General features: G+C 70.7%; 17 protein-coding genes. 9 read left to right on the plus strand and 8 right to left on the minus strand.

The genetic code is table 11. From position 1 onward, the window contains the following. Positions 1-103 precede the first annotated feature (103 nt). From infB to ACFU5O_RS13295, 5 genes are all read left to right on the plus strand, one after another. Positions 104-3,178, plus strand: coding sequence for a translation initiation factor IF-2 (gene infB / locus ACFU5O_RS13275; RefSeq protein ID WP_384239607.1), 3,075 nt, complete (start codon positions 104-106; stop codon positions 3,176-3,178). A 156-nt stretch (positions 3,179-3,334) separates the two neighbouring features. Then, a complete protein-coding gene (locus ACFU5O_RS13280) occupies positions 3,335-3,628 on the plus strand; it encodes a DUF503 domain-containing protein (RefSeq protein ID WP_384239609.1) in 294 nt (97 codons plus the stop codon). A 26-nt stretch (positions 3,629-3,654) separates the two neighbouring features. Further along, positions 3,655-4,101, plus strand: a complete 447-nt coding sequence (gene rbfA, locus ACFU5O_RS13285; RefSeq protein ID WP_384239611.1) for a 30S ribosome-binding factor RbfA — start codon at positions 3,655-3,657, stop codon at positions 4,099-4,101. Next, positions 4,098-5,027 (plus strand): tRNA pseudouridine(55) synthase TruB, encoded by a 930-nt coding sequence (truB, locus tag ACFU5O_RS13290; protein ID WP_384239613.1) that lies wholly within the window; start codon positions 4,098-4,100, stop codon positions 5,025-5,027. Before rbfA ends, truB begins: the two co-directional genes overlap by 4 nt. A gap of 336 nt (positions 5,028-5,363) precedes the next feature. Next, complete coding sequence (locus ACFU5O_RS13295; protein ID WP_384239614.1) at positions 5,364-6,314, plus strand: bifunctional riboflavin kinase/FAD synthetase; 951 nt, start codon at positions 5,364-5,366, stop codon at positions 6,312-6,314. 358 nt (positions 6,315-6,672) lie between these two features. Here ACFU5O_RS13295 and ACFU5O_RS13300 read toward each other — a convergent pair whose 3' ends face one another. From ACFU5O_RS13300 to eccE, 8 genes are all read right to left on the minus strand, one after another. After that, positions 6,673-7,662, minus strand: coding sequence for an oligopeptide/dipeptide ABC transporter ATP-binding protein (locus tag ACFU5O_RS13300; protein ID WP_384239616.1), 990 nt, complete (start codon positions 7,660-7,662; stop codon positions 6,673-6,675). 20 nt (positions 7,663-7,682) lie between these two features. Further along, a complete protein-coding gene (locus tag ACFU5O_RS13305; RefSeq protein WP_384239617.1) occupies positions 7,683-8,771 on the minus strand; it encodes an ABC transporter ATP-binding protein in 1,089 nt (362 codons plus the stop codon). Next, positions 8,660-9,577 (minus strand): ABC transporter permease, encoded by a 918-nt coding sequence (locus tag ACFU5O_RS13310; protein WP_384239619.1) that lies wholly within the window; start codon positions 9,575-9,577, stop codon positions 8,660-8,662. The genes ACFU5O_RS13305 and ACFU5O_RS13310 overlap by 112 nt, the downstream gene beginning before the upstream one ends. After that, positions 9,574-10,644, minus strand: a complete 1,071-nt coding sequence (locus tag ACFU5O_RS13315; protein WP_384239621.1) for an ABC transporter permease — start codon at positions 10,642-10,644, stop codon at positions 9,574-9,576. The genes ACFU5O_RS13310 and ACFU5O_RS13315 overlap by 4 nt, the downstream gene beginning before the upstream one ends. Before the next feature lie 3 nt (positions 10,645-10,647). Further along, positions 10,648-12,501: an ABC transporter substrate-binding protein gene (locus ACFU5O_RS13320; protein WP_384239623.1), complete on the minus strand. Its 1,854-nt coding sequence runs from the start codon at positions 12,499-12,501 to the stop codon at positions 10,648-10,650. 208 nt (positions 12,502-12,709) lie between these two features. Then, the gene (locus ACFU5O_RS13325; protein WP_384239625.1) at positions 12,710-15,691 is read right to left on the minus strand and encodes an SCO5717 family growth-regulating ATPase; all 2,982 of its coding nucleotides are present in this window, start codon (positions 15,689-15,691) and stop codon (positions 12,710-12,712) included. Positions 15,692-15,974: 283 nt separating this feature from the next. Next, positions 15,975-16,889: a hypothetical protein gene (locus ACFU5O_RS13330; protein WP_384239627.1), complete on the minus strand. Its 915-nt coding sequence runs from the start codon at positions 16,887-16,889 to the stop codon at positions 15,975-15,977. 5 nt (positions 16,890-16,894) lie between these two features. Beyond that, positions 16,895-18,250, minus strand: coding sequence for a type VII secretion protein EccE (eccE, locus tag ACFU5O_RS13335; RefSeq protein ID WP_384239629.1), 1,356 nt, complete (start codon positions 18,248-18,250; stop codon positions 16,895-16,897). 191 nt (positions 18,251-18,441) lie between these two features. On the opposite strand from eccE, the gene eccB reads away from it, so the two are divergent. The 4 genes from eccB (at position 18,442) to ACFU5O_RS13355 (ending at position 22,072) form a co-directional block, all read left to right on the plus strand. Then, entirely contained in the window at positions 18,442-19,977 is a 1,536-nt protein-coding gene (eccB, locus tag ACFU5O_RS13340) for a type VII secretion protein EccB (protein WP_384239631.1), read from the plus strand. 23 nt (positions 19,978-20,000) lie between these two features. Further along, positions 20,001-21,224, plus strand: a complete 1,224-nt coding sequence (gene mycP / locus ACFU5O_RS13345) for a type VII secretion-associated serine protease mycosin (protein ID WP_384239698.1) — start codon at positions 20,001-20,003, stop codon at positions 21,222-21,224. A gap of 143 nt (positions 21,225-21,367) precedes the next feature. Further along, on the plus strand, positions 21,368-21,706 hold the full coding sequence (locus tag ACFU5O_RS13350; RefSeq protein ID WP_384239632.1) for a WXG100 family type VII secretion target: 339 nt from the start codon (positions 21,368-21,370) through the stop codon (positions 21,704-21,706). A gap of 69 nt (positions 21,707-21,775) precedes the next feature. Further along, positions 21,776-22,072, plus strand: coding sequence for a WXG100 family type VII secretion target (locus tag ACFU5O_RS13355; protein WP_384239634.1), 297 nt, complete (start codon positions 21,776-21,778; stop codon positions 22,070-22,072). The last annotated feature ends 165 nt before the right edge of the window (positions 22,073-22,237 follow it).

Below are 22,237 nucleotides of genomic sequence, written 5' to 3' on the forward strand. Positions count from 1 at the left end.
TTGGAAGTAGGTCGAGATTGCGATGAGCACTCGATGAGTACGCGATGAGTACGCCCATGAAGTAGCAACGGTCCGGCGGTAACCCGGACCTAAAAGGAGCGAAGTGGCTAAGGTCCGGGTATACGAACTCGCCAAGGAGTTCGGCGTGGAGAGCAAGGTCGTCATGGCCAAGCTCCAAGAACTCGGTGAATTCGTCCGTTCGGCGTCCTCGACGATCGAGGCGCCGGTTGTACGCAAATTGACTGATGCTTTCCAGCAGGGCTCCGGGGCATCCCCCGCGAAGCGCGCTGCCGGAAAGCCCGCGGCGCCGCGCAAGGCGGCTCCCGCGAAGCCCGCCGCGCCCTCGCCGGCGCAGGCGGCACGTCCTGCTGGTCCCGCAACCCCCAAGCCTGGCGCACCGGCCCCCAAGCCGGCCGCTGCCGAGGCTCCCAAGACTGTTCCCGGGGCTCCGGCTCCCGGCCCGCGGCCGACTCCGGGCCCCAAGCCCCCGGCCGCTCCGAAGCCGGCTCCGGCCGCTCCGGCCGCGCCCGAGTTCACCGCGCCTCCGGCAGCTCCGGCCGCCGGTCCCCGGCCCGGTGCGACTCCCGGCCCTCGTCCTGCCGCCCGTCCGGGGCAGAGCGAGCGTGGCGGTGCCCGTCCGGGTGCCCCGCGTCCCGGTGGCGAGCGTCAGCCGCGTCCGGGCGGCGCCCGTCCCGCGGGTCCGCGTCCGGGCAACAACCCGTTCACCTCTGGTGGCTCCACCGGAATGGCGCGCCCGCAGGCGCCCCGTCCGGGCGGTGCCCCGCGTCCCGGTGGCCCCGGTGCTCCGGGTGGTCCGCGTCCGCAGGGCGCCGGTCAGGGCGGTCCCCGTCCGCAGGCCGGCCCCGGTGGTGCCCGCCCCACTCCGGGTGGCATGCCCCGTCCGCAGGCGCCCCGTTCCGCCGGTGGCCCCGGCGGCGGTCCCGGCGGTAACCGTCCGAACCCGGGCATGATGCCGCAGCGTCCCGCTGCCGGCCCGCGTCCCGGCCCTGGCGGCGGTGGCGGCCGTGGTCCCGGTGGCCCCGGCAGCCGTCCGGCCGGTGCCGGTCGTCCCGGTGGCGGCGGCGGCTTCGCCGGTCGTCCCGGTGGCGGTGGCGGCGGCGGTCGTCCCGGTGGCGGCGGCGGCTTCGCCGGTCGTCCCGGTGGCGGTGGCCCCGGCGGCGGTGGCGGTGGCTTCGGCGGTGGCCGACCCGGCTTCGGCGGACGTCCGGGTGGTCCCGGCGGCCGTGGTGGCACGCAGGGCGCCTTCGGCCGTCCCGGCGGCCCGGCCCGTCGTGGCCGCAAGTCGAAGCGGCAGAGGCGCCAGGAGTACGAGGCCATGCAGGCCCCGTCGGTCGGCGGTGTGATGCTGCCTCGCGGCAACGGCGAAGCCATTCGCCTGTCGCGCGGTGCTTCGCTCACCGACTTCGCGGAGAAGATCAACGCCAACCCGGCGTCGCTCGTCGCCGTGATGATGAACCTCGGCGAGATGGTCACCGCGACCCAGTCCGTCTCCGACGACACGCTGGTCATGCTGGCCGAGGAGATGAACTACACGGTCCAGATCGTCAGCCCGGAGGAGGAGGACCGCGAGCTTCTCGAGTCCTTCGACATCGAGTTCGGCGAGGACGAGGGCGGCGAGGAGTTCCTGGTCGCACGTCCGCCGGTGGTGACCGTCATGGGTCACGTCGACCACGGTAAGACCCGACTGCTGGACGCCATCCGCAAGACGAACGTCATCGCGGGTGAGGCCGGCGGCATCACGCAGCACATCGGTGCGTACCAGGTCTCCACCCAGGTCAACGAGGAAGACCGTCGCATCACCTTCATCGACACCCCGGGTCACGAGGCGTTCACCGCCATGCGTGCCCGTGGTGCGAAGTCCACCGACATCGCGATCCTCGTGGTGGCGGCGAACGACGGTGTGATGCCCCAGACGATCGAGGCGCTGAACCACGCCAAGGCGGCCGACGTGCCGATCGTGGTCGCGGTCAACAAGATCGACGTCGAGGGTGCGGACCCGACGAAGGTGCGCGGTCAGCTGACCGAGTTCGGCCTCGTGGCCGAGGAGTACGGCGGCGACACGATGTTCGTCGACATCTCCGCCAAGCAGGGTCTCAACATCGACTCCCTGCTCGAGGCCGTGGTCCTGACCGCGGACGCCTCGCTCGACCTGCGGGCCAACCCGGAGCAGGACGCGCAGGGCATCGCGATCGAGTCCCACCTCGACCGCGGCCGTGGTGCCGTCGCGACCGTCCTGGTCCAGCGAGGCACCCTGCGGGTCGGCGACACGATGGTGGTCGGCGACGCGTACGGCCGTGTCCGCGCGATGCTCGACGACAAGGGAGCCAACGTCGAGGAGGCGGGTCCGTCGACCCCCGTCCTCGTCCTGGGTCTCACCAACGTCCCGGGCGCCGGCGACAACTTCCTGGTCGTCGACGAGGACCGTACGGCCCGTCAGATCGCCGAGAAGCGTGCCGCCCGTGAGCGCAACGCCGCGTTCGCCAAGCGCACCCGCCGGGTGTCCCTCGAGGACCTCGACAAGGTGCTCAAGGCGGGCGAGGTCCAGCAGCTCAACCTCATCATCAAGGGCGACGCGTCCGGTTCGGTCGAGGCTCTCGAGTCCTCGCTGCTCCAGCTCGACGTCGGCGAAGAGGTCGACATCCGGGTTCTGCACCGCGGTGTCGGTGCGGTCACCGAGTCGGACATCGACCTGGCGACCGGCTCCGACGCCATCGTGATCGGCTTCAACGTGCGCGCCGCCGGGCGTGCCACGCAGATGGCCGACCGCGAGGGTGTGGACGTCCGCTACTACTCGGTCATCTACCAGGCGATCGAGGAGATCGAGGCGGCCCTCAAGGGCATGCTCAAGCCGGAGTACGAAGAGGTCGAGCTCGGTACGGCGGAGATCCGCGAGGTCTTCCGCTCGTCCAAGCTGGGCAACATCGCGGGTGTGCTCATCCGCTCCGGCGAGGTCAAGCGCAACACCAAGGCGCGCCTCATCCGCGACGGCAAGGTCATCGCGGAGAGCCTCAACATCGAGGGTCTGCGTCGCTTCAAGGACGACGTCACCGAGATCCGCGAAGGCTTCGAGGGCGGTATCAACCTCGGAAACTTCAACGACATCAAGGTCGACGACGTCATCGCGACGTACGAGATGCGCGAGAAGCCTCGCGGCTGATGCGGCGCGGCTGACACACAGCGGCCGGTTCGGGGCCGGTCGGCGGGACGTAATCCCGTCGATCGGCCCCGGCCGTTGCGTGTACGGTTCTGATGTCCCTGCCAAGAGCGGGCAGGGCATCTGCCGAACCCGTACCGGCGGGACATCCGGACATACATGTATGTGGGGACGCTGTCCTTCGATCTGCTTCTCGGCGACGTTCGTTCGTTGAAGGAGAAACGCTCCATCGTTCGCCCGATCGTCGCCGAGCTCCAGCGCAAGTACGCGGTGAGTGTGGCCGAAGTGGGTGGGCAGAACCTCCATCGCAGGACCGAGATCGGTCTGGCGGTGGTCTCGGGGGACCCGGGGCACCTCACAGATGTGCTGGACCGGTGCGAGCGGCTGGTCGCCGCCCGGCCCGAGGTCGAGCTGCTGTCGGTACGACGACGGCTGCACGGCGATGAAGACTAGGTACAGGCGAAAGAGGAGAAGGACCGGTGGCCGACAACGCGCGGGCCCGCAAGCTGGCCGATCGCATCCAGGTCGTGGTCGCGGAGACCCTGGACCGGCGAATCAAGGATCCGCGGCTGGGCTTCGTCACGATCACGGACGCCCGGGTCACCGGCGACCTGCGGGAGGCCACGGTCTTCTACACGGTCTACGGGGACGACGAGGAGCGTGCCGCGTCCGCCGCGGCGCTGGAGTCCGCCAAGGGCGTCCTCCGCTCCGAGGTCGGCCGGCAGACAGGGGTCCGCTTCACGCCGACGCTGACCTTCGTTCCGGACGCCCTCCCCGACAACGCGCGCACGATCGACGATCTGCTCGACAAGGCACGCGCCAAGGACGCGGAGGTCCGTGAGGCCTCCACGGGCAAGAACTACGCGGGCGACGCGGACCCGTACCGCAAGCCGGAGGACGAGGACGAGGACGAAGCCTCCGAATGACACAGCACAGCAAGACCCCCCCGGCTGCCGCCGGGAGGGGCCCCGAGGACGGTCTGGTCATCGTCGACAAGCCGTCCGGTTTCACTTCGCACGACGTCGTCGCCAAGATGCGCGGCATCGCCAGGACCCGCCGGGTCGGGCACGCGGGCACTCTCGACCCGATGGCCACCGGTGTACTCGTCCTCGGCGTCGAGAAGGCCACCAAGCTCCTCGGCCATCTCGCCCTGACCGAGAAGGAGTACGTCGGCACGATCCGGCTCGGCCAGACCACGATCACGGACGACGCCGAGGGCGAGATCACAGCGTCCGCCGACGCCTCCGGCGTGACTCGTGACGCCGTCGACGCGGGCGTCGCCGGGCTGACCGGCGCCATCATGCAGGTGCCGTCCAAGGTCAGCGCCATCAAGATCGACGGCAAGCGCTCGTACGCGAGGGTGCGTGGCGGCGAGGAGTTCGACATCCCGGCCCGCCCGGTGACCGTGTCCTCGTTCCAGGTCTACGACGTCCGCGAGGCCCTCGCCGGCGACGGAACCCCGGTCATGGACCTGGTGGTCTCCGTCGTCTGCTCCTCCGGTACGTACATCCGCGCCCTCGCTCGTGACCTGGGCGCCGGGCTCGGCGTGGGCGGTCATCTGACGGCTCTGCGCCGCACCCGTGTCGGCCCGTACAAGCTGGACGCGGCGAAGACGCTGGACCAGCTCCAGGAGGAGCTGACGGTCATGCCCATCGGCGACGCCGCCGCAGCGGCGTTCCCGCGCTGGGACGTCGACGAGAAGCGGGCCCGGCTGCTCATCAACGGCGTACGGCTGGACATGCCCGCGTACGACACGACGGGCCCGGTCGCGGTCTTCGGACCGGAGGGCCGGTTCCTCGCCCTCGTCGAGCAGCAGAAGGGCAAGGCCAAGAGCCTCGCGGTCTTCGGCTGACGCGCCCGGGGACTCCCATGCCTCCACCGTGGAGCGGGCACGGCCGCTGCCCGCTCCACGATCCCCCTCGGGAAGGGTCTGTCCACCACGGCGGGCCGATTCACCCCATCGAGGAGGCGCTCGGAGTGCACCGAGGGAGCGCTGGGGGGCGCGTTCGACGCGGTGCTTCCCCGACGAGGCGGAATCGCCCCGCGGCTGGGGCACGTCGGGCCGGGGAGTCCGGAGCCGATGACAACCGAGGAGCGCGGGCATGGCAGTCTTAGACCTGCGTAATCGGCAATCACGTACACAGGTTCGGTTCGGCTTCGGACCGGCTTCGGGCGAGGAGCGGTCACAGTGCAGCGCTGGCGCGGCTTGGAGGACATCCCCCAGGACTGGGGGCGCAGCGTCGTCACCATCGGCTCGTACGACGGCGTGCACCGGGGCCACCAACTGATCATCGGGCGCGCCGTGGAGCGCGCCCGTGAGCTCGGCGTGCCGTCGGTCGTCGTCACCTTCGACCCGCATCCGAGCGAGGTCGTCCGCCCCGGCAGCCACCCGCCGCTGCTGGCCCCGCACCACCGGCGCGCCGAGCTGATGGCGGAGCTCGGTGTGGACGCGGCACTGATCCTCCCCTTCACGGCGGAGTTCTCGAAGCTCTCGCCCGCGGACTTCATCGTGAAGGTGCTGGTGGACAAGCTGCACGCCCGCGCGGTGATCGAGGGTCCGAACTTCCGCTTCGGCCACAAGGCGGCGGGGAACGTCGACTTCCTGACCGAGCTCGGCCGTACGTACGACTACCAGGTCGAGGTCGTCGACCTGTACGTGAGCGGCGAAGCGGGCGGCGGTGAGCCCTTCTCGTCGACGCTCACCCGGCGCCTTGTCTCCGAGGGCGACATCGAGGGCGCCGCCGAGATCCTGGGCCGTCCCCACCGCGTCGAGGGCGTCGTCGTCCGCGGCGCCCAGCGCGGCCGTGAACTCGGCTACCCGACGGCCAACGTCGAGACCCTTCCGCACACGGCGATCCCCGCGGACGGCGTGTACGCGGGCTGGCTCACCGCCAACGGCGAGCGGATGCCCGCCGCCGTCTCCGTCGGCACCAACCCGCAGTTCGACGGTACGGAGCGCACGGTCGAGGCATATGCGATCGACCGCGTCGGCCTCGATCTGTACGGGCTGCATGTGTCCGTGGACTTCCTCGCGTACGTCCGCGGCCAGGAGAAGTTCGAGTCGATCGAGGCGCTGCTCGACGCGATCGCGGCGGACGTGAAGCGGTCGCGGGAGCTGACGGCGGCGTACGACGCGTAGCGCTTTGCGGTGACACCCCGCAGCCTGAAGGACGGTCAAGCCGGCCGGGGCCTTCGACGGAGCCGGCACCGCGTGGGTGGCCGTGCATGAGTCACGCCGAGGCGGCGGGCGTCGGCGCAGCTGTCACCCGGGGGTGGCGGCCGGCCTGGTCTCCCGCCGTGAGCTGCGGAGGCACGGTCCGCGGCCCCGGCACGAGGGGCGACAGGCCGCCACAACCGCACCGGCGCCGCGGTCCGCGGGCTTGTGGTCCGCCGGAGGTGGCCTCGACGGCCTTCGCACGGCGGACCTGTCCGGACCTTTTCCAGGAGCCGGAACCGCATGCCCCGGCACGCCGGCCTCTGCTCGATCAGGAAGCTCCTCACGCGTCCTTCAGCGCGCCTGCGGCCCAGTGACAGGCCACCTCGCCCGGCCCCGAGCCGGGGAGGACCGGAAGGTCGTCGGTGCGGCACCGTGAGGCGATCCCTCTACGCTCCGCCTCGCCAGAGGCGACGACCGGGCAACGGACGTGGAATCGGCAGCCGCCCGGGACACGGCTTGGGTCCGGGGGCTCACCGGTGAGTACGACCGGGGGCCCGGACGACTCGGGAAGCACGGACAGGAGGGCACGTGTATAAGGGTGCCGAGGCGCCGTCAGGACCTCCTCCACCGGGCCCGTCTCCACGATCCGGCCCAGGTACATCACGGCGACCCGGTCCGCGATGTTCCAGGCGAGACCCAGGTCATGGGTCACCACCAGCGCGGACAGGCCCAGCTCGTCCCGCAGGCGCAGCAGCAGGGCCAGGATCTCGCCCCGTACGGAGGCGTCCAGCGACGCCACCGGTTCGTCGGCGACGATCAGTTCCGGCTGGAGCACCAGGGCGCCCGCGATGACCACACGCTGACGCTGGCCGCCCGACAGTTCGTGCGGATAGCGCAGGAAGAAGCGCTCCGGCGGGCGCATCCCCGCCCGCGAGAGCGCCTCGGCGACCGCCTCGCGCTCGTCGCCGGCGTGACCATGGATCCGCAGGCCCTCCGCCACCGCGTCGTACACCGTGTGCCGCGGATTGAGCGAACCGCTCGGATCCTGCAGCACCAGCTGCACCCGCCTGCGGTACGCCTTGAGCGCACGCGCTCCGTACGACAACGGCGCACCCCCGAACGTCACCCGGCCCGCCGTGGGCCGGACCAGCCCGAGCAGCGTCCGCGCCAGCGAGGTCTTGCCGCAGCCGGACTCGCCGACGAGCGCGACGATCTCCCCGGCGCCGATGTCCAGATCGACCCCGTCGACGGCCCGAGCCGCCGCCGCGCCCCGGCGCCCGGGGAACGCGACCCGCAGCCCGGTGGCGGAAAGGAGCGGAGCTGTCGTCATGGTGGACTCCTCGATGCCTGTCACGCTTCCACCGCCGCCCCGGCATGGACGCACGCCGCCCGCCGTCCCGCCCCCACGTCGCGCAGCTCCTGGTCCTGATCCGCGCACACCTCGAGTGCCACAGGGCACCGCGGACGGAACGCACACCCGGCCGGAAGCGCCGCCGGGTCCGGCGGGTCACCCGGCAGTCCTCGCGGGGCACGCCGTGACCCGGCGTCACCGATGCGCGGGAACGCCGCAGACAGGGCGCGCCCGTACGGATGCTCCGCCGCCTCGTACACCTCGCGCGCCGGGCCCTCCTCCACCACCCGCCCCGCGTACATCACCGCGAGCCGGTCACATGTGTCCGCGAGCACCGCGAGATCGTGGCTGATCATCAGCAGACTGATGTCCTGCGAGGCGACCAGCTCCTCGATCAGCCGCAGGATCTGGGCCTGGATCATGACGTCCAGCGCCGTCGTCGGCTCGTCGGCGACGATCAGCCGGGGTTCACAGGCGAGCGCCATCGCGATCATCACCCGCTGCCGCTGCCCACCGGACAGCTCGTGGGGATAGGCCTCCGCCCGCGCGGCAGGCAGACCGACCTGGTCCAGCAGCTCACCCGTCCGCCGACGCGCCGCGCCGGGCGTCGCCCGGCCGTGGACCAGCAGCGGCTCCGCGATCTGCTCCCCGATCCGGTGCACCGCGTTCAGTGAGTGCATGGCCCCCTGGAAGACGATCGACGCCCCGGCCCAGCGCACCGCCCGAAGCCGCCCCCACTTCATGGTGAGGACGTCCTCGCCGTCCAGCAGAATCTCGCCCGTCAGCCGTGCCGACGCCGGAAGCAGCCGCAGCAGCGCAAGGGCGAGCGTCGACTTCCCGCACCCCGACTCGCCCGCGATGCCGAGCTTGCTGCCCGCCGCGACCGTCAGATCGACGCCCCGTACGGCGGGGACGGCGCCGGCCCCCGACCCGTACGTGACACGAAGATCCCTCACTTCGAGCAGGTCCACCGCGCTCACCGGGTCACCCCCAGCTTCGGGTTGAGCACGGCCTCCACAGCCCGTCCGCACAGGGTGAACGCCAGCGCGACCAGCGCGATCGCGATGCCTGGCGGCGCCAGGTACCACCAGTGTCCGGCGGACACGGCACCCGCCTCCCGGGCGTCCTGGAGCATTCCGCCCCATGACACCACGGTCGGATCGCCGAGGCCGAGGAAGGCGAGCGTCGCCTCGGTCAGAATCGCGCTCGAGATGCCGAGGGTCGTCTGCGCGAGCACCAGCGGCATCACGTTCGGCAGCACATGCCGGGACATGATGTGCCCATGGCCGCCGCCGAGAGCCCTGGCGCGCTCGATGTACGGGCGCGATTCGACCGCGATCGTCTGCGCCCGCACGAGCCGGGCCGTCGTCGGCCACGAGGTGACACCGATGGCAAGGATCACGGTCCAGGCGCTCCGCGACATCACCGTCGCCAGCACGATCGCCAGGACCAGCGTCGGCATCACCAGGAACCAGTCGGTGATGCGCATGACGATCGTCGCGAACCAGCCGCCGTAGTGCCCGGCGATGATCCCGACCAGGGTGCCGATGGCCACCGACAGCCCTGCGGCGAGCAGCCCCACCGTGAGTGAGATCCGCGCACCCCAGACCAGCAGTCCCAGCAGCGAGCGCCCGAACTGATCCGTTCCCAGCGGGAATTGCGCGCTCGGGGGCTCCAGCGCTGTGCCAGGGGCATTCGTCACGCTCTGGACGTCGCCGCCGACGAGCAGCGGCGCGGTCAGAGCGATCAGGACGAGGAGCGCGAGCCCGGCGAGGCCGGCCACCCCCGCCCTGTGCTTACGGTACCTGCGCCAGAAGCGGGTCACCGAGTCCCGGCGGCGCGCCCATGCCAGTGAGCCCGCGCTGCGCGCCGGGGCCCTCTCGGTCGTCGTCATCGGCCCACCCTCGGGTCGAGCAGCGGATAGAGCACGTCGGCCAGCAGGTTCATCAGAATCATCGCTCCCGCGAAGACCACGAACAGGCCCTGGACGAGCGGCAGGTCGGGAACGCTCAGCGCCTGGTAGAACAGCCCGCCCAGGCCCGGCCACGAGAAGACCGTCTCCACCAGGATCGAACCCGCCGCGACGTGACCCAGATTGATGAAGACCATGGTCACGGTCGGGAGCAGCGCGTTCGGGACGGCGTGGCGGCGGCGTACCGCGTCGTCCCGCAGCCCCTTCGCCCGCGCCGTCGTCAGATAGTCGCTGCCCATCTCGTCGAGCAGCGAGGAGCGCATCACCAGCAGCGTCTGCGCGTACCCCACCGCCACCAGCGTGAGCACGGGCAGCACCATGTGATGCGCCACGTCGAGCGCGTACGCGAAGCCCGTCTCGCTTCCGGACTCCATGCCGCCGGTCGGGAACATCCCCGGCACCGGGCCGATGCCCACCGAGAAGACGATGATCAGCAGCAGGCCGAGCCAGAACGAGGGCACCGACCACAGGGTCAGCGCCACCCCGGTGTTGAGTCTGTCGCCGAGCCCGCCGTGCCGCCAGGCCGACCGGGTGCCCAGCCAGAGCCCGAGCGCCGAGTAGATCACCACGGCCACTCCGGTGAGCAGCAGCGTGGCGGGGAACTTCTGGGCGATCAGTTCACCGACGGGCGCGTGGAACTGGTACGACGTCCCCAGATCGCCGGTGAGCGCGCCCGCGCAGTAGTCGGTGAACTGCTGCCACAGCGGCAGATCCAGACCGAACTGGTGTCTGAGGGTGGCCAGTTGTGCGGCGGTGGTGGGCATCCCGTGCGTCATGGCCTTGACCGGGTCGCCGGGGATGATCCTGAAGAGGAAGAAGCTGGTGACGAGTACGGCGAACAGGGACACGGCCGCGCCGGCCAGCTTGCCGGCCACATACCTGAGATAGGCGGTGGCGTTGCCGCCGCGGGCTGCGCGGGCCACCGGGGGTCCCGGTACCGGCGCCGCCGCGGTCTTGCTCGTGGTCGTGGTGCTTGCGGTGCTGCTCATCGGCTATTCACGGTCTTCCGCGGAGGCACGGCGGCGCTGGGTGGCGATGACGCCGATGGCGATGACCACGACGACGGCCACGCCGACTCCGACGGTCACGGAGGCCGGGGAACCGCCCGCCTGGGACCCTCCGTGTGCGGCGGCGGCAGCCGGCTCGGCGGACCACCAGCTCCAGTAGCCGTCCTGGCCGAAGATGTTGCCGGCGGCCTCCGGCATGGTCTTGATGGACTTGATCTGGTCCGTACGGTACGCCTCGACGGCGTTCGGGTAGGCCATGACATTCATGTACCCGGTGTCGTACAGCCGTGATTCCATCTGCCTGACGAGTTCGGCGCGCTTGGCCGTGTCGTACTCGGCGGCCTGCTTCGCATACAGCTCGTCGTACTGCTTGTCGCAGATGAAGTTGTCCGTGGCGCCGGTGTCCTTCGGCGTGGCCGGCAGGGCGGAGCAGGTGTGGATGGAGAGGACGAAGTCCGGGTCAGGATTGACGGACCAGCCGTCGAACGCCAGGTCGTAGTCGCCCTTGACCCAGGGGTCGGAGACATTGTCCAGGCAGTCGACCTTGAGTCCGATGCCGAGCTCGCCCCACCACTCCTGGAGGTACTTGCCGACCGCCTTGTCGTTCGGGTCCGTCGCGTGGCAGAGGATCCGGAAGTTCAGCGGCTTGCCGTCCTTGCCGACGCGCTTTCCGCCGCCGGCCTTCTTGTATCCGGCCTCGTCGAGAAGCCTGGCCGCCTTCGCCGGGTCGTGGTCGATCCTCTGCTGCGGCGCCGGCTTCCAGAAGTAGGAGGCGAAGCGCGGTGGGATGTATCCGTCGCCCTCCACGGCGTGCCCCTGGAACACCTTGTCGACGATGGTCCTGCGGTCGACCGCGTGGAACAGCGCCTTGCGCACGGCCGGATCGAGCAGTGCCGCATGACCGCTGCCGAACTTGCCGCCGTCCTGCGAGCGGGCGCCCGGATTGGTCGCGAGGGCGAAGAACCGGCGCCCCGGCGCGTCGTTGACCTTGATGTTCTTCGCGGACCTGAGCGAGGCGGCCTGAGCCGGCGTGAGGCCGGAGACGAAGGACACCTCGCCCTTCTGCAACGCCGCGACGGCCGCGTCGCCGTCCTTGTAGTACTTGAACACCAGCTCGTCGAACTTCGGTACGCCACGCCAGAAGCGGTTGTTCGGCTTGAGCTTGACGTACTGGTCGACCTTGAAGTCGGTCAGGATGTAGGGGCCGTTGCCAACCACCGGGAACTGCTTGTCGTTGTTGAACTTCGAGAAGTCGCCGACCTTCTCCCAGACGTGCTTGGGCACGATCGGGACGTCGAGTGCGGCCATCGTGGCCTGCGGCTTCTTCAGCTCTATGACCAGCGTCCCGGCATCCGGAGCCGTGACCTTCCTGAAGTTGGCCGTGAAGCTGCCGTTGGCGGTGGCGGCGTTCTCGTCCGTCATCATCTTGTTGAACGTCCAGGCGGCGTCCTGGGCGGTGACCTGCTTGCCGTCCGACCACGTGGAGTTCTTGCGGATCTTGTACGTCCACGTGAGCTTGTCCGCCGACGGCTTCCACTCCGTGGCGAGCCCCGGGATCGGGTGGGCGTCCTTGACGTCGTAGTTCGTCAGGTAGTCGTACATCAGTCGGTGGAGGCTGGTGGAGAGGAGCCGCTGCGCCAGGAAGGGGCTCAGCGAGTCCACGCTCTGCGACACGGCGACGGTGAGGACGTACTTGCCGCCGTTCCTGCCGTCGTCGTCCGCCTGGGCCGGCTGCGGGACGGCCACCAGTGCGGAGGCGGCGACGAGGCCGGAGGCGAGGAGCATGCGGACGAATGGGTGGTGCTGCCGTGCGCTGCGGGATGGAGCGTTAGTGACCATGAGACGTTGACCTCGCGTGGTTGCTCGCTCGGAGAAGGCACGTGGATCTTGTGGGCGCCCACTGGTGAAGCGAAGGTCTATCAGCGAGGTCTAGACGTGTCAACGATGCCCTGGCGAAGCGTCAAACGCCTTGTGGGCTGCGGGAATGCCAGAGGGCCCGCACCGTGGAAACCAGTGCGGGCCCTCATTGGTCCATACCCTTGTCGCCCTACTGCTGAGGGGCTGGCGGCGCCTGTGGGGGCTGCTGCGGATACTGCGGGTGAGGGTGGCCTGCCGGTGGCACCGGACCGTGCGGACCGGGCTGGTCCGGCTGACCCGGCTGCGGCTGACCCGGACCGGTGGGCGGTGCCGGGTGACCGCCGGCGGGGCTCGACGCCGACTGTGCCTGGGGCGGCAGCGCCTGCTGCCATGCCTGCTGCACACCCGGCTGGGGCTGGGGCTGGGGCTGTGGCTGCGGCTGTGGCTGGGGCACCGGAGGGTAGGGCTGTTGCGCTGCGCCGTAGGGAGGCTGACCGGAGTACGGCTGCTGTCCACCGTAGGGCGGCTGCTGCGGGTTCGGGGCGTACGGCCGGCCGGGCATGGGCTGACCCGGAGGCATGGGCTGTCCGGGGGGCGTGGGCCGGCCCGGCATCGGCGGCGCCATGTGCGGCGGCTGCTGGCCATGGCCCTCGGCGGTCCACAGCCCCTGTGCCTGCTGTGCCCGTACGAAGTCCTCGGCGACCATGGCCGACAGGTTGAAGTACGCCTCACGCGTCTTCGGGCGCATCATGTCCAGGTCGACTTCGGCACCCGCCGACAGATGCTCGTCGAACGGCACCACCACGACCCCGCGGCAGCGCGTCTCGAAGTGCTGCACGATGTCATCGACCTTGATCATCTTGCCGGTCTCCCGGACCCCGGAGATCACGGTGATGGATCGCTGCACCAACTCGGCGTAGCCGTGTGCCGAGAGCCAGTCCAGCGTGGTGCTCGCGCTGCTCGCGCCGTCCACCGACGGGGTGGAGATGATGATCAGCTGGTGGGCGAGGTCGAGCACGCCGCGCATGGCGCTGTAGAGCAGCCCGGTCCCGGAGTCGGTCAGGATGATCGGGTACTGCTTCCCCAGTACGTCGATCGCCCTCCGGTAGTCCTCGTCGTTGAACGTCGTCGAGACGGCCGGGTCCACGTCATTGGCGATGATCTCCAGACCGGAGGGCGCCTGCGAGGTGAACCTGCGGATGTCCATGTACGAGTTCAGATACGGGATCGCCTGTACCAGGTCCCGGATGGTCGCGCCGGTCTCGCGGCGCACCCGGCGGCCGAGGGTGCCGGCGTCCGGGTTGGCGTCAATGGCGAGGATCTTGTCCTGCCGCTCGGTGGCGAGGGTCGCGCCGAGAGCGGTCGTCGTCGTGGTCTTGCCGACGCCGCCCTTGAGGCTGATGACCGCGATCCGGTAGCAGGACAGCACCGGCGTGCGGATCAGGTCCAGCTTGCGCTGCCGCTCGGCCTCCTCCTTCTTGCCGCCGAGCTTGAAGCGGGCGGCCGCACCGGACGGGTTGCGGCTCGACTTCGCCTTCTGCTTGTTGCTGCGCAGAAGACGGTCGGACGACAGCTCGACGGCCGCGGTGTAGCCGAGCGGGGCGCCCGGCACGGAGCGCTCACGCTGGTCGTGCGTCACGGGCGTGGGCCAGGCGGCGCCGGTCCGGGGATCGACGGGAGCGGTGGGCGGCTGCGGCTGTCCCGGTCCCTGCTGAGCGGGGAGGTTCGGCGCCCCAGGCGCCGGCCCTCCGGGCTGCGGCAGTTGCGGATTCTGTCCCGCTGCCGAGGGTGGCAGCGGGGCTCCCGGCTGTGCTCCCGGCACGTGCGGGGCGTGCGGCGGCAGCGGCGCGGGTGCGCCCGGGACGGGCTGTCCGGGTTGTCCGGGCTGGGGGAAGCCGTATCCGCTGTGTGGTGCGGGCGGGTTGGGGGCGGTGGGAATGGCGGGCTGTCCGGGCTGGTGGGGCTGTCCGGGCTGCGGGAAGCCGTATCCGCCTTGCTGTGCGGGCAGGTTGGGTGTGGCCGGGGCGCCCGGGACGGGCTGTCCGGGTTGTCCGGGCTGGGGGAAGCCGTAACCACCCTGCTGTGCGGGCAGGTTCGGGCTCACTCCTTGCTGGGGGCCGGTGTCGGCCGTCGGCGCAGGCAGGGCGGGCTTGTCCGCCTCGTGCCCAGGTACGGGCCACTGCGGCGCCGGACCAGGCGCGGCAGGCTGGAACGCGGGCGGCAGGGGCGGCAGACCGGTGCCCTGCGCGACCGGCGGGGGAGCCCAGGGCTGAGCCGCGGCCGGAGCGGGCGGGGTGTCCTGCGGAGCGGCGTCCGTCGGCGCCGCATCGGTGGGCACGGCGTCGGCCGGCTCGACGACTGCGTCCTCGACCGCGTCCGGCACCGCGTCCGTCACTGCGTCCTCGGGGGCGGTGTCCGGCTCCCCGTCGCCGTCCTCGCGGGTGTCGCCTTCCTGTCCGTCGGCCGCATCCTCGGATGTGCCGGAGTCCGCCTCGTGCGCCGCGTCCTCGGCCGACGGGGTGTCCTCCGCAACCGGTGCGTCGACCGAATCCACTACAGCCGCAGGGGCGGGTTCGACTTCGGCGTCTGCGGTCTCCGTGGACGGCGCATCGGCGTCCACGGGTACGTCGGCCCCGCCGGACGCCCTGCCGGATACCTCGCCAGCGCCAGCGCCAGCGCCAGCGGCAGTCGCAGCCGCCGCCGCTTCGCGCGCCGCGATCTCCTGGTTCAGCGCGGCAGGGGAGAAGCGCATCGTGGCACCGCTCTCCAGGTCGCCGCCGCCGAAAGGCTGCGGCGCACCGGCCCCGGAGTCGGCCGAGGCAGCGGCCGGAGCAACGGGAGCAGCGGGTTCGACCGGAGCAGTGGGCACAGGCGGCGCAGGAGCAGGCGGTGTGGGCACAGGCGCCCAGTTGGGCTCGAAGCCGCTTCCCGTGGGCAGCCCGGGCACCGCGACGGGCGCCCCAGCGGGCGGCGGAGGCGTCGCCCCCGGCGCTCCCGCAACCGCAGGGGCACCGGAGCCCGCCCCCGAATCCCCCGACGCGTTCTGCGTGTACCAAGCCGGCGGGGTGTAGTCGATGGTGAACTCACCCGTCATCTCGGCGGGCTCCGCGTCGGACTGATCATCGACGGGCGTGTTCCAGCCCCCGCGGATCTCGTCCCGATCGCCGTTCACTTTGCCTCCTGTGGTCGAGCACCCTTGTGCCGTCGTGGGTGGGGGCGACCGTAACCGTCGTTCGATCCGCCGCCCGGCTCTCCCCCTTGTGACGCCGCGCACCTGCCCGCAGGTTCTTGCCGCGCCCACTCCCACCCTAATCGTCAACTCTGTCAGTACGGCAGGGTGGACCAGCCGCCATCGGCTGTCCCATGCGTCACGTCCCGTGCCCAAGTGACCAGGAGATGACCGCGATGCGGCACAGTGCGCGGGACCGAATCGGTCAAACCTCCACGGAACTCCGTCAGTCCATCCGGCGTGCGCCGCCCAGCAGCCCGGACTCGGCATCCGTCGCCTGCGTCATGACGAACTGGCGGTCACGAGCCGTACACCACAACGTCACACCATCGGCAAGAGTGGAGAGTGCCTCCGTCTCACCGTCCTGCAGATGCATGATGCGGCCGATCTGCCCGGCCTCGTCGGGCGACACCCGCTGAACGCCGACCAGGGCCGACTTCTCCATCAGCCGTGGCGCCGCCGGACTGAGATACGGCAGCAGCGTCACCACCGACTGCCAGGGACCGGACACCACCCGGCCGCGCGGCGGCCGCATTCCGCAGTCGCGCACCACGACGACAGGGCTGCCTGCCGACGCTCCCTGGGGCGGCACTCTGCCCACGTCGTGCAGCGTGATGCACGGCTGCCCGCCGCCCGCCGCCTGTGCAAGGCTCGCCCAGGCCGGGGCCCGCCCCGTCTCCACTGCGATGCGCGCCCCGGTCGCAGCTGCGCGCAACGCCATGACCTGCGCGGTCCACAGGCCGCCGATCAGTGTGACGTCGAACGGCGTGGGCCGGTTGATGCCGAGTACCGCAGGTCGTCCCTCCGCGTCCACGCCGATCACCACGCCGTCGTCGCCCACCGGCAGGGCCAGAGCGTCGAGTTGCTCCAGCGGAACGGCGTGACGGTCGCGGCGCGGCCCGATGAGGCCGAAACCGATGCGCGCCCTGACGCCGCCGCGACCCGACGGCTGCGTCCCACGCCCGCCACGCGCAGGCGCCGTGGAGGCCCCGGAAGGACCGGAGCCGGAAGGACCGGAGCCGAAAGGACCGGAGCCGGAAGGACCGGAGCCGGAAGGAATGGAGGAACCAGCCGAAGAAGCCCCCGTGGGAGAGAAGGAGGACCCGGTGTGCGCGGAAGGAGGCGTGGAAGAAGAGGGCATGGACATCAGCGCGCACCCCCCAGCGGCAGCGTCGCCAGCATTCCCGGCAGCTGCTCACGGTCCAGCCGGACCAGCCCCGTCTTCACCCCGCGCGCCGCACGCTCCAGTTCATGACGGGCGCCGACCAGCTCCTCGTCGCTGCGCCCGGTGATCCGTACATACGCGGTCACCGTCACCTCCTGACGTTCGCCGCGCCCCAGCGTGAGGCTGAAGGTCGTGGCCAGCGCGGGCAGCGAGGTGAGCAGCGCGACGAGTTGCGGCATCGACGCCCCGCCCGAGGCGCCCCCTCCGCTCAGCTGCGGCCAGCGCCCCACCCAGTACGTCGTATGACTGCGATCGTCGCAGCGCCAGGTGCGCGAGGTCTCCTCGGTGCGCCGTCCCGGCACATCGGCGCGGCTCGCCTCCGCTATCGCCATCGGGTTGGCGCAGGTGGAGGTCGCGACGGCGCCGATGAGCTCCTGCTCCGTCAGCACGGTCGCGCCGAAGCCGGCGCCCGTCAGCCGGCTCGCCAGCTGGTCCGCGGCGCGGGCCAGGCACTTCTGCGCGCCCACCAGTCCGCCCCCGCGTGCCTCGACCGCCTCCGGGCAGAGCTCCGGGTCGAGCTTGAGCGCGATCCAGGTGATCCGGACCGCGGGAGTACCCGTCTGAGCCTGCAGCGGTGCGTAGTTCCGCGCGGCCACCGACTGCTGTGGCAGATGCGGCGACGGGGCCGGCTGGGTGTGCTGCACGATCTGCGCCGACTCCAGCCGGATTCCGTCGACGTCGAGCGCGTCCCGTACGAGACCCACAGGAAGCGGTCGCGCGCCACGGTCCGGGCGCAGCGCCGTCGCGCCGGACTCGACCTGGAGCACGGCCGTCAGGAACGTACCGTCACCGATCATTCCGACCGGGCGCCGGTCACGGTCGCTGTACGAGTACGTCCGCAGCGCAGGGTCGCACTCGACGGCGGGTGCGAGCCCCGGCTCGGTGTCGGGCGGGAGGACCAGTGACGCCGCTCTGCGGGTGCGCGCGCGCAGAGCGAGAACCGTCGAGAGCCATTCGGGAAGCGAGCGCCGGTGCCGGCGCAGTACGGCCAGCAGAACCAGTAGCGCGGCCACCACACCGGCCGGTACGAGCAGCAGGGGTTCGGTGATCCAGGCGACGAGCAGCAGCGCGGCCGCGCACTCGATCAGCACAAGCTGTTGCAATCGGAACGAACCGGCCCGTCCGGTACGGGCCTTGAGGCGCGGCACGGCCGCTCCCTGGGGGGCCGTCGGCGACGCGCCGGACCGCGAGCGCCGGGACGATCCGGAGCCAGGAGCGGAGGGGGGCGCGGTGGACGGCGCGGCCGCGGCCGCCCGCGTGCGCGTCGCGGAAGCCATGATGGAGAAACCCCCCGAATTGTCCCGATCACCCTGGCCTGCCAGGGCATTGGCGGCGGCATCACCCTACCCGCCCCACGAACCCCGTCGATCTACAGGCATAGTAGGGGGCCGGTCCGACAGCCGGCCTCAGGGGAGCATCTGCTCCCGGCCCGCGGGGAGGACTGCGGCTTTTCGACCAATGGGGACTCATGGCATCACGGCGGGATGAGCTCAACGCGTACACCTTCGCGAAGAAGCGCACGGTGGCGGCATTCCTCCAACCCTCGCCCACAGGCACGGAGGAGGGGGCACCACGCCCGCTGCGCGCCATCGTGCCGAGCCTCGTCATCGGCGCGCTCGTGCTCGCCGGCTTCGGCGCCTGGGGCATGTTCAAGCCCAAGGCACCCAAGGACTGGGACAAGCCCGGCACCAAGGTGATCGTGGGCAAGGAGTCCACGACCCGTTACGTGGTACTCACCACGGACAGGAAGAAGCTGCTGCACCCCGTGCTCAACCTGGCCTCCGCCCGACTTCTGCTGACTCCGCAGGAGTTCAAGGTGATCCAGGTCAGCGACGACATACTCGACTCCGGCAGGCCACCGCGGGGACCGATCCTCGGCATTCCGTACGCCCCCGACCGCCTCCCCAGCGAGACCGAGGCGGCCACGGCCAAGCGGTGGGCGGTCTGCGAGCAGCCGGGCGGCGGCAAGGGCGCCAGCGTGCAGAAGGCGACGTTCGTTCTCGCCGAGCGCGATGCCTCCAGGACCGAGGGCAAGGGACGCCTCTCCGGCGGGCAGGTGCTGTACGTCAAGGGGCAGGACGGCACCCGCTACCTGGTCGACGCCAAGGGCACCAAGTACCGCGTGGCCGGCAAGGATTCGGACGAGGCGGTCCTCACCCGCACTCTCGCCGGCAGCGAGGAGCCGCAGTCCGTCACCGACGACTGGCTGGCCACCCTGCACACCGGGCATCGCATCGACTTCCCCGACATCCCCGGCTCGGTCGGCTCCGACGCGGGCGTCGGCGGCGGGCTCACCGACACCGAGGACCGTGTCGGCATGGTCCTGCGGGCACAGACGGGATCCGGGCCCCAGCACTACGTCGTGCTCCGCGGAAAGGTGCGGCCCGTCTCGGACTTCACCGCCTGGCTGCTCATCAACTCCCCGCAGACCGACGCTCTCGACATGGACGGCAAGGCGACGACTGTGGACGCGGCTTCGTTCGAGCCGGAGTCCAGGGCCTTCGAGTCGGACCGGCGCTGGCCTTCGAAGCGGGCGGAGCAGGTCAACTCCACCGAAGAAAAAGGCGCCCGGGACACGATCTGCAGTGTGCTGCGCAAGGTCGACGACAAGGGCCGGACGACGCTTTCCACCTGGGTGGGCACCAAGTACCCGGCGGACATCACCGCGGGTGGCACCAGTACCTACGTCACTCCGGGAAGCGGCCTGCTCTACACCCAGGTGCAAGGGAAGCAGACCAGCCCCGACGGCTCGCTCTTCCTCGTGACGGACACGGGACTGCGGTACGCGGTCCAGGCGAACGGTGACAGTGACGCCGCCCGCTCCGACATCGGTGCCGGCGACGGGCAGAAGCAGCAGGACGGCCGGCCCGAACCGAGTCAGGCGCAGATCCGCCTCGGCTACGGGAAGGTCACCCCCACGCTCGTGCCGATCACCTGGTCGGAGTTCCTCTCCAAGGGCCCGCGGCTCGACACCAACAGCGCCCGCCAGCCGCAGGGTTCGTGAGAGGTGTGACGGTGACGTACCGAATGCCTGCGCTCCTGGCCGCGGTAGCTCTGGCCGGCCTGACCGTCCCGTCGGCCTCCGCGCACGCGGACGAGTTCCCGGCCCCCTTCGCCGTCGATGGCAGCGGCGAGTGCACCTTCCCGATGAAGAAGCAGATCGCGAGCATCCCGTGGTCGCTCCAGCGCGTGCTCCTCGACGAGCTGTGGCAGGACACCAAGGGCAAGGGCGTCCGCGTCGCGGTCATCGACACCGGCGTCGACGACGTCAACCCGCAGCTCAAGCGCGCTGTCGACGACTCCGCGGGCAGGGACTTCCTCAAGCCGGGCAAGGGCGACCGCGACAGCCGGCGCGGAAAGACCGACGGGACGGTCGACGAGGTCGGCCACGGCACGAAGGTCGCCGGCATCATCGCGGCTCGCCCTCGCAAGGGGACCGGATTCGTCGGGCTCGCTCCGGAGGCGACGATCATTCCGATCCGCCAGAACGACGAGAAGAACAGCGGCAAGTCCAACACGATGGCGGATGCGATCGACCACGCGATCGCCAAGAAGGCCGACATCATCAACATCTCGCAGGACACGACACAGTCGCTGTCCTCGAGTTCGTCGCTCGGCCGGGCCGTGGCGCGCGCGATCGCCCAGGACATCGTCGTGGTGGCGTCCGCAGGCAACGACGGCATGGACGGAAAGCTCAAGAGCACCTATCCGGCGGCGTTCGACGGTGTACTCGCCGTCGCCTCGTCGGATCGCAACAACGAGCGTGCGGCCTTCTCCCAGGCGGGTGATTTCGTGGGGGTGGCGGCGCCCGGCGTCGACATCGTCTCCACCGTTCCCGGCGGCGGTCAGTGCGTGGACAACGGGACCAGCTTCTCCGCCCCGTACGTCGCGGGCGTCGCGGCCCTGCTGCGTGCCAAGCACCCCGACTGGAAGGCGCACCAGATCGTCGCCCAGATCGAACAGACCGCGGAGCGCAGCATCAACGGCCGCGACAACTTCGTCGGCTGGGGGGTCGTCGACCCCGTACGCGCACTGGACGAGGACGACCGCCCCCCGGAGTCCCCGAGCCCCGACCCGGGACCGCCGAAGCCGCCGGCCCCCGAACCGGCGCATCTCGCGCTCTCGGAGACCTCGCAGGAGCGCGACGAGCGGTACGCGACGTACGCACTCGGCGTCGGCGGAGTGCTGGTCGCGGTGGTCGCCGGGACCGCGACGGTCGTGCGGGACAGCCGTCGCGGACGGGCCCGGTGAACCAAGTCTCCTTGCGAGGCTTTGCAGTTGGAACTGTCATACCCAGTGACTAGAGTGACCGGACGGGATCACGAGAGTGACCCAGCACGGGGGCGGCATCCAGGGCTTCCCGTCCGCTGCGTATGTAGAAGAAGGGACAAGAGGTGTCGAAGGACCTGAATGTAACCAGTGATGATCAGGTTGGCCTCGCCAACCGGATCCAGGAGTTCCACGACGAGCTGCAGGCCCGTATCACGTCCCTCAACGGCGTCGTGGACCGCATCCAGGCAGGCTGGCAGGGTGCGGCCAGCAAGGAGTACGACCGGGTGCAGTTCAATCTGAACCAGCGTCTGAAGAGCATGCGTCTCCAGCTCGTGAAGCTCGAGGAGATCATGAAGATGAGCGCCGACGGATTCACCCAGCAGGAAGACGACCGCATCGCCGCCTTCCGGAAGATGGACGACTCGCCTTCCGGCCAGAGCGCGATCCTCGGCATGGCCTGAGCGGCGGCAAGCCGACAGGTCACCAACCTTCCGCTGAATCCCGCCAGTCAGGCACTTAGGAGCTAGGCAATGACCACTGCCGTCAATTACGACACCGTCACCCAGGCTGCGGGCGACGTCCGCTTGACCGCGTCGGAGCTCTCCCAGAAGCTCCAGGACCTGATGACCCAGGTCAACCGCGTCGCCGAGAACTGGGACGGTGAGGCCAAGCTGGCCTACCGCGAGAGCCAGGACATCCTGACCAAGGACATGGCGGGCATGAACCAGGATCTCGCCCGCATCGCCCAGTTGCTCGACGAGTCGGTCGTGGGCTACCGCGACACCGACAAGGGCAACGCGGCACGTTTCCGCATGCTGATGGACTGAGAGGTCCGCGGACGTCCGGCGTACGGACTCGTGAAGGGGGGTGGCCCCCGCGCGGCGGGGCCCCCCCCTCACCCGGCCCGACGCCCGCCGCCCCGCGCCCAAGCACGGCAACAACCAGCGGAAACCGGGCCCCGTGGCCCGTTGCGGGTGGCGGGAGCCCCCGGC

The sequence above is a fragment of the Streptomyces sp. NPDC057445 genome, assembly GCF_042802855.1.
Lineage (GTDB): Bacteria > Actinomycetota > Actinomycetes > Streptomycetales > Streptomycetaceae > Streptomyces.

Bases quoted from the DNA above. Each gene is read 5' to 3' on its own strand.
- ACFU5O_RS13280 (WP_384239609.1), top strand. From the start codon at position 3,335: ATGTATGTGGGGACGCTGTCCTTCGATCTGCTTCTCGGCGACGTTCGT.
- truB (WP_384239613.1), top strand. From the start codon at position 4,098: ATGACACAGCACAGCAAGACCCCCCCGGCTGCCGCCGGGAGGGGCCCC.
- ACFU5O_RS13300 (WP_384239616.1), bottom strand. From the start codon at position 7,662: ATGACGACAGCTCCGCTCCTTTCCGCCACCGGGCTGCGGGTCGCGTTC.
- ACFU5O_RS13310 (WP_384239619.1), bottom strand. From the start codon at position 9,577: ATGACGACGACCGAGAGGGCCCCGGCGCGCAGCGCGGGCTCACTGGCA.
- ACFU5O_RS13315 (WP_384239621.1), bottom strand. From the start codon at position 10,644: ATGAGCAGCACCGCAAGCACCACGACCACGAGCAAGACCGCGGCGGCG.
- ACFU5O_RS13320 (WP_384239623.1), bottom strand. From the start codon at position 12,501: ATGGTCACTAACGCTCCATCCCGCAGCGCACGGCAGCACCACCCATTC.
- ACFU5O_RS13330 (WP_384239627.1), bottom strand. From the start codon at position 16,889: ATGCCCTCTTCTTCCACGCCTCCTTCCGCGCACACCGGGTCCTCCTTC.
- eccE (WP_384239629.1), bottom strand. From the start codon at position 18,250: ATGGCTTCCGCGACGCGCACGCGGGCGGCCGCGGCCGCGCCGTCCACC.
- eccB (WP_384239631.1), top strand. From the start codon at position 18,442: ATGGCATCACGGCGGGATGAGCTCAACGCGTACACCTTCGCGAAGAAG.
- mycP (WP_384239698.1), top strand. From the start codon at position 20,001: ATGCCTGCGCTCCTGGCCGCGGTAGCTCTGGCCGGCCTGACCGTCCCG.
- ACFU5O_RS13355 (WP_384239634.1), top strand. From the start codon at position 21,776: ATGACCACTGCCGTCAATTACGACACCGTCACCCAGGCTGCGGGCGAC.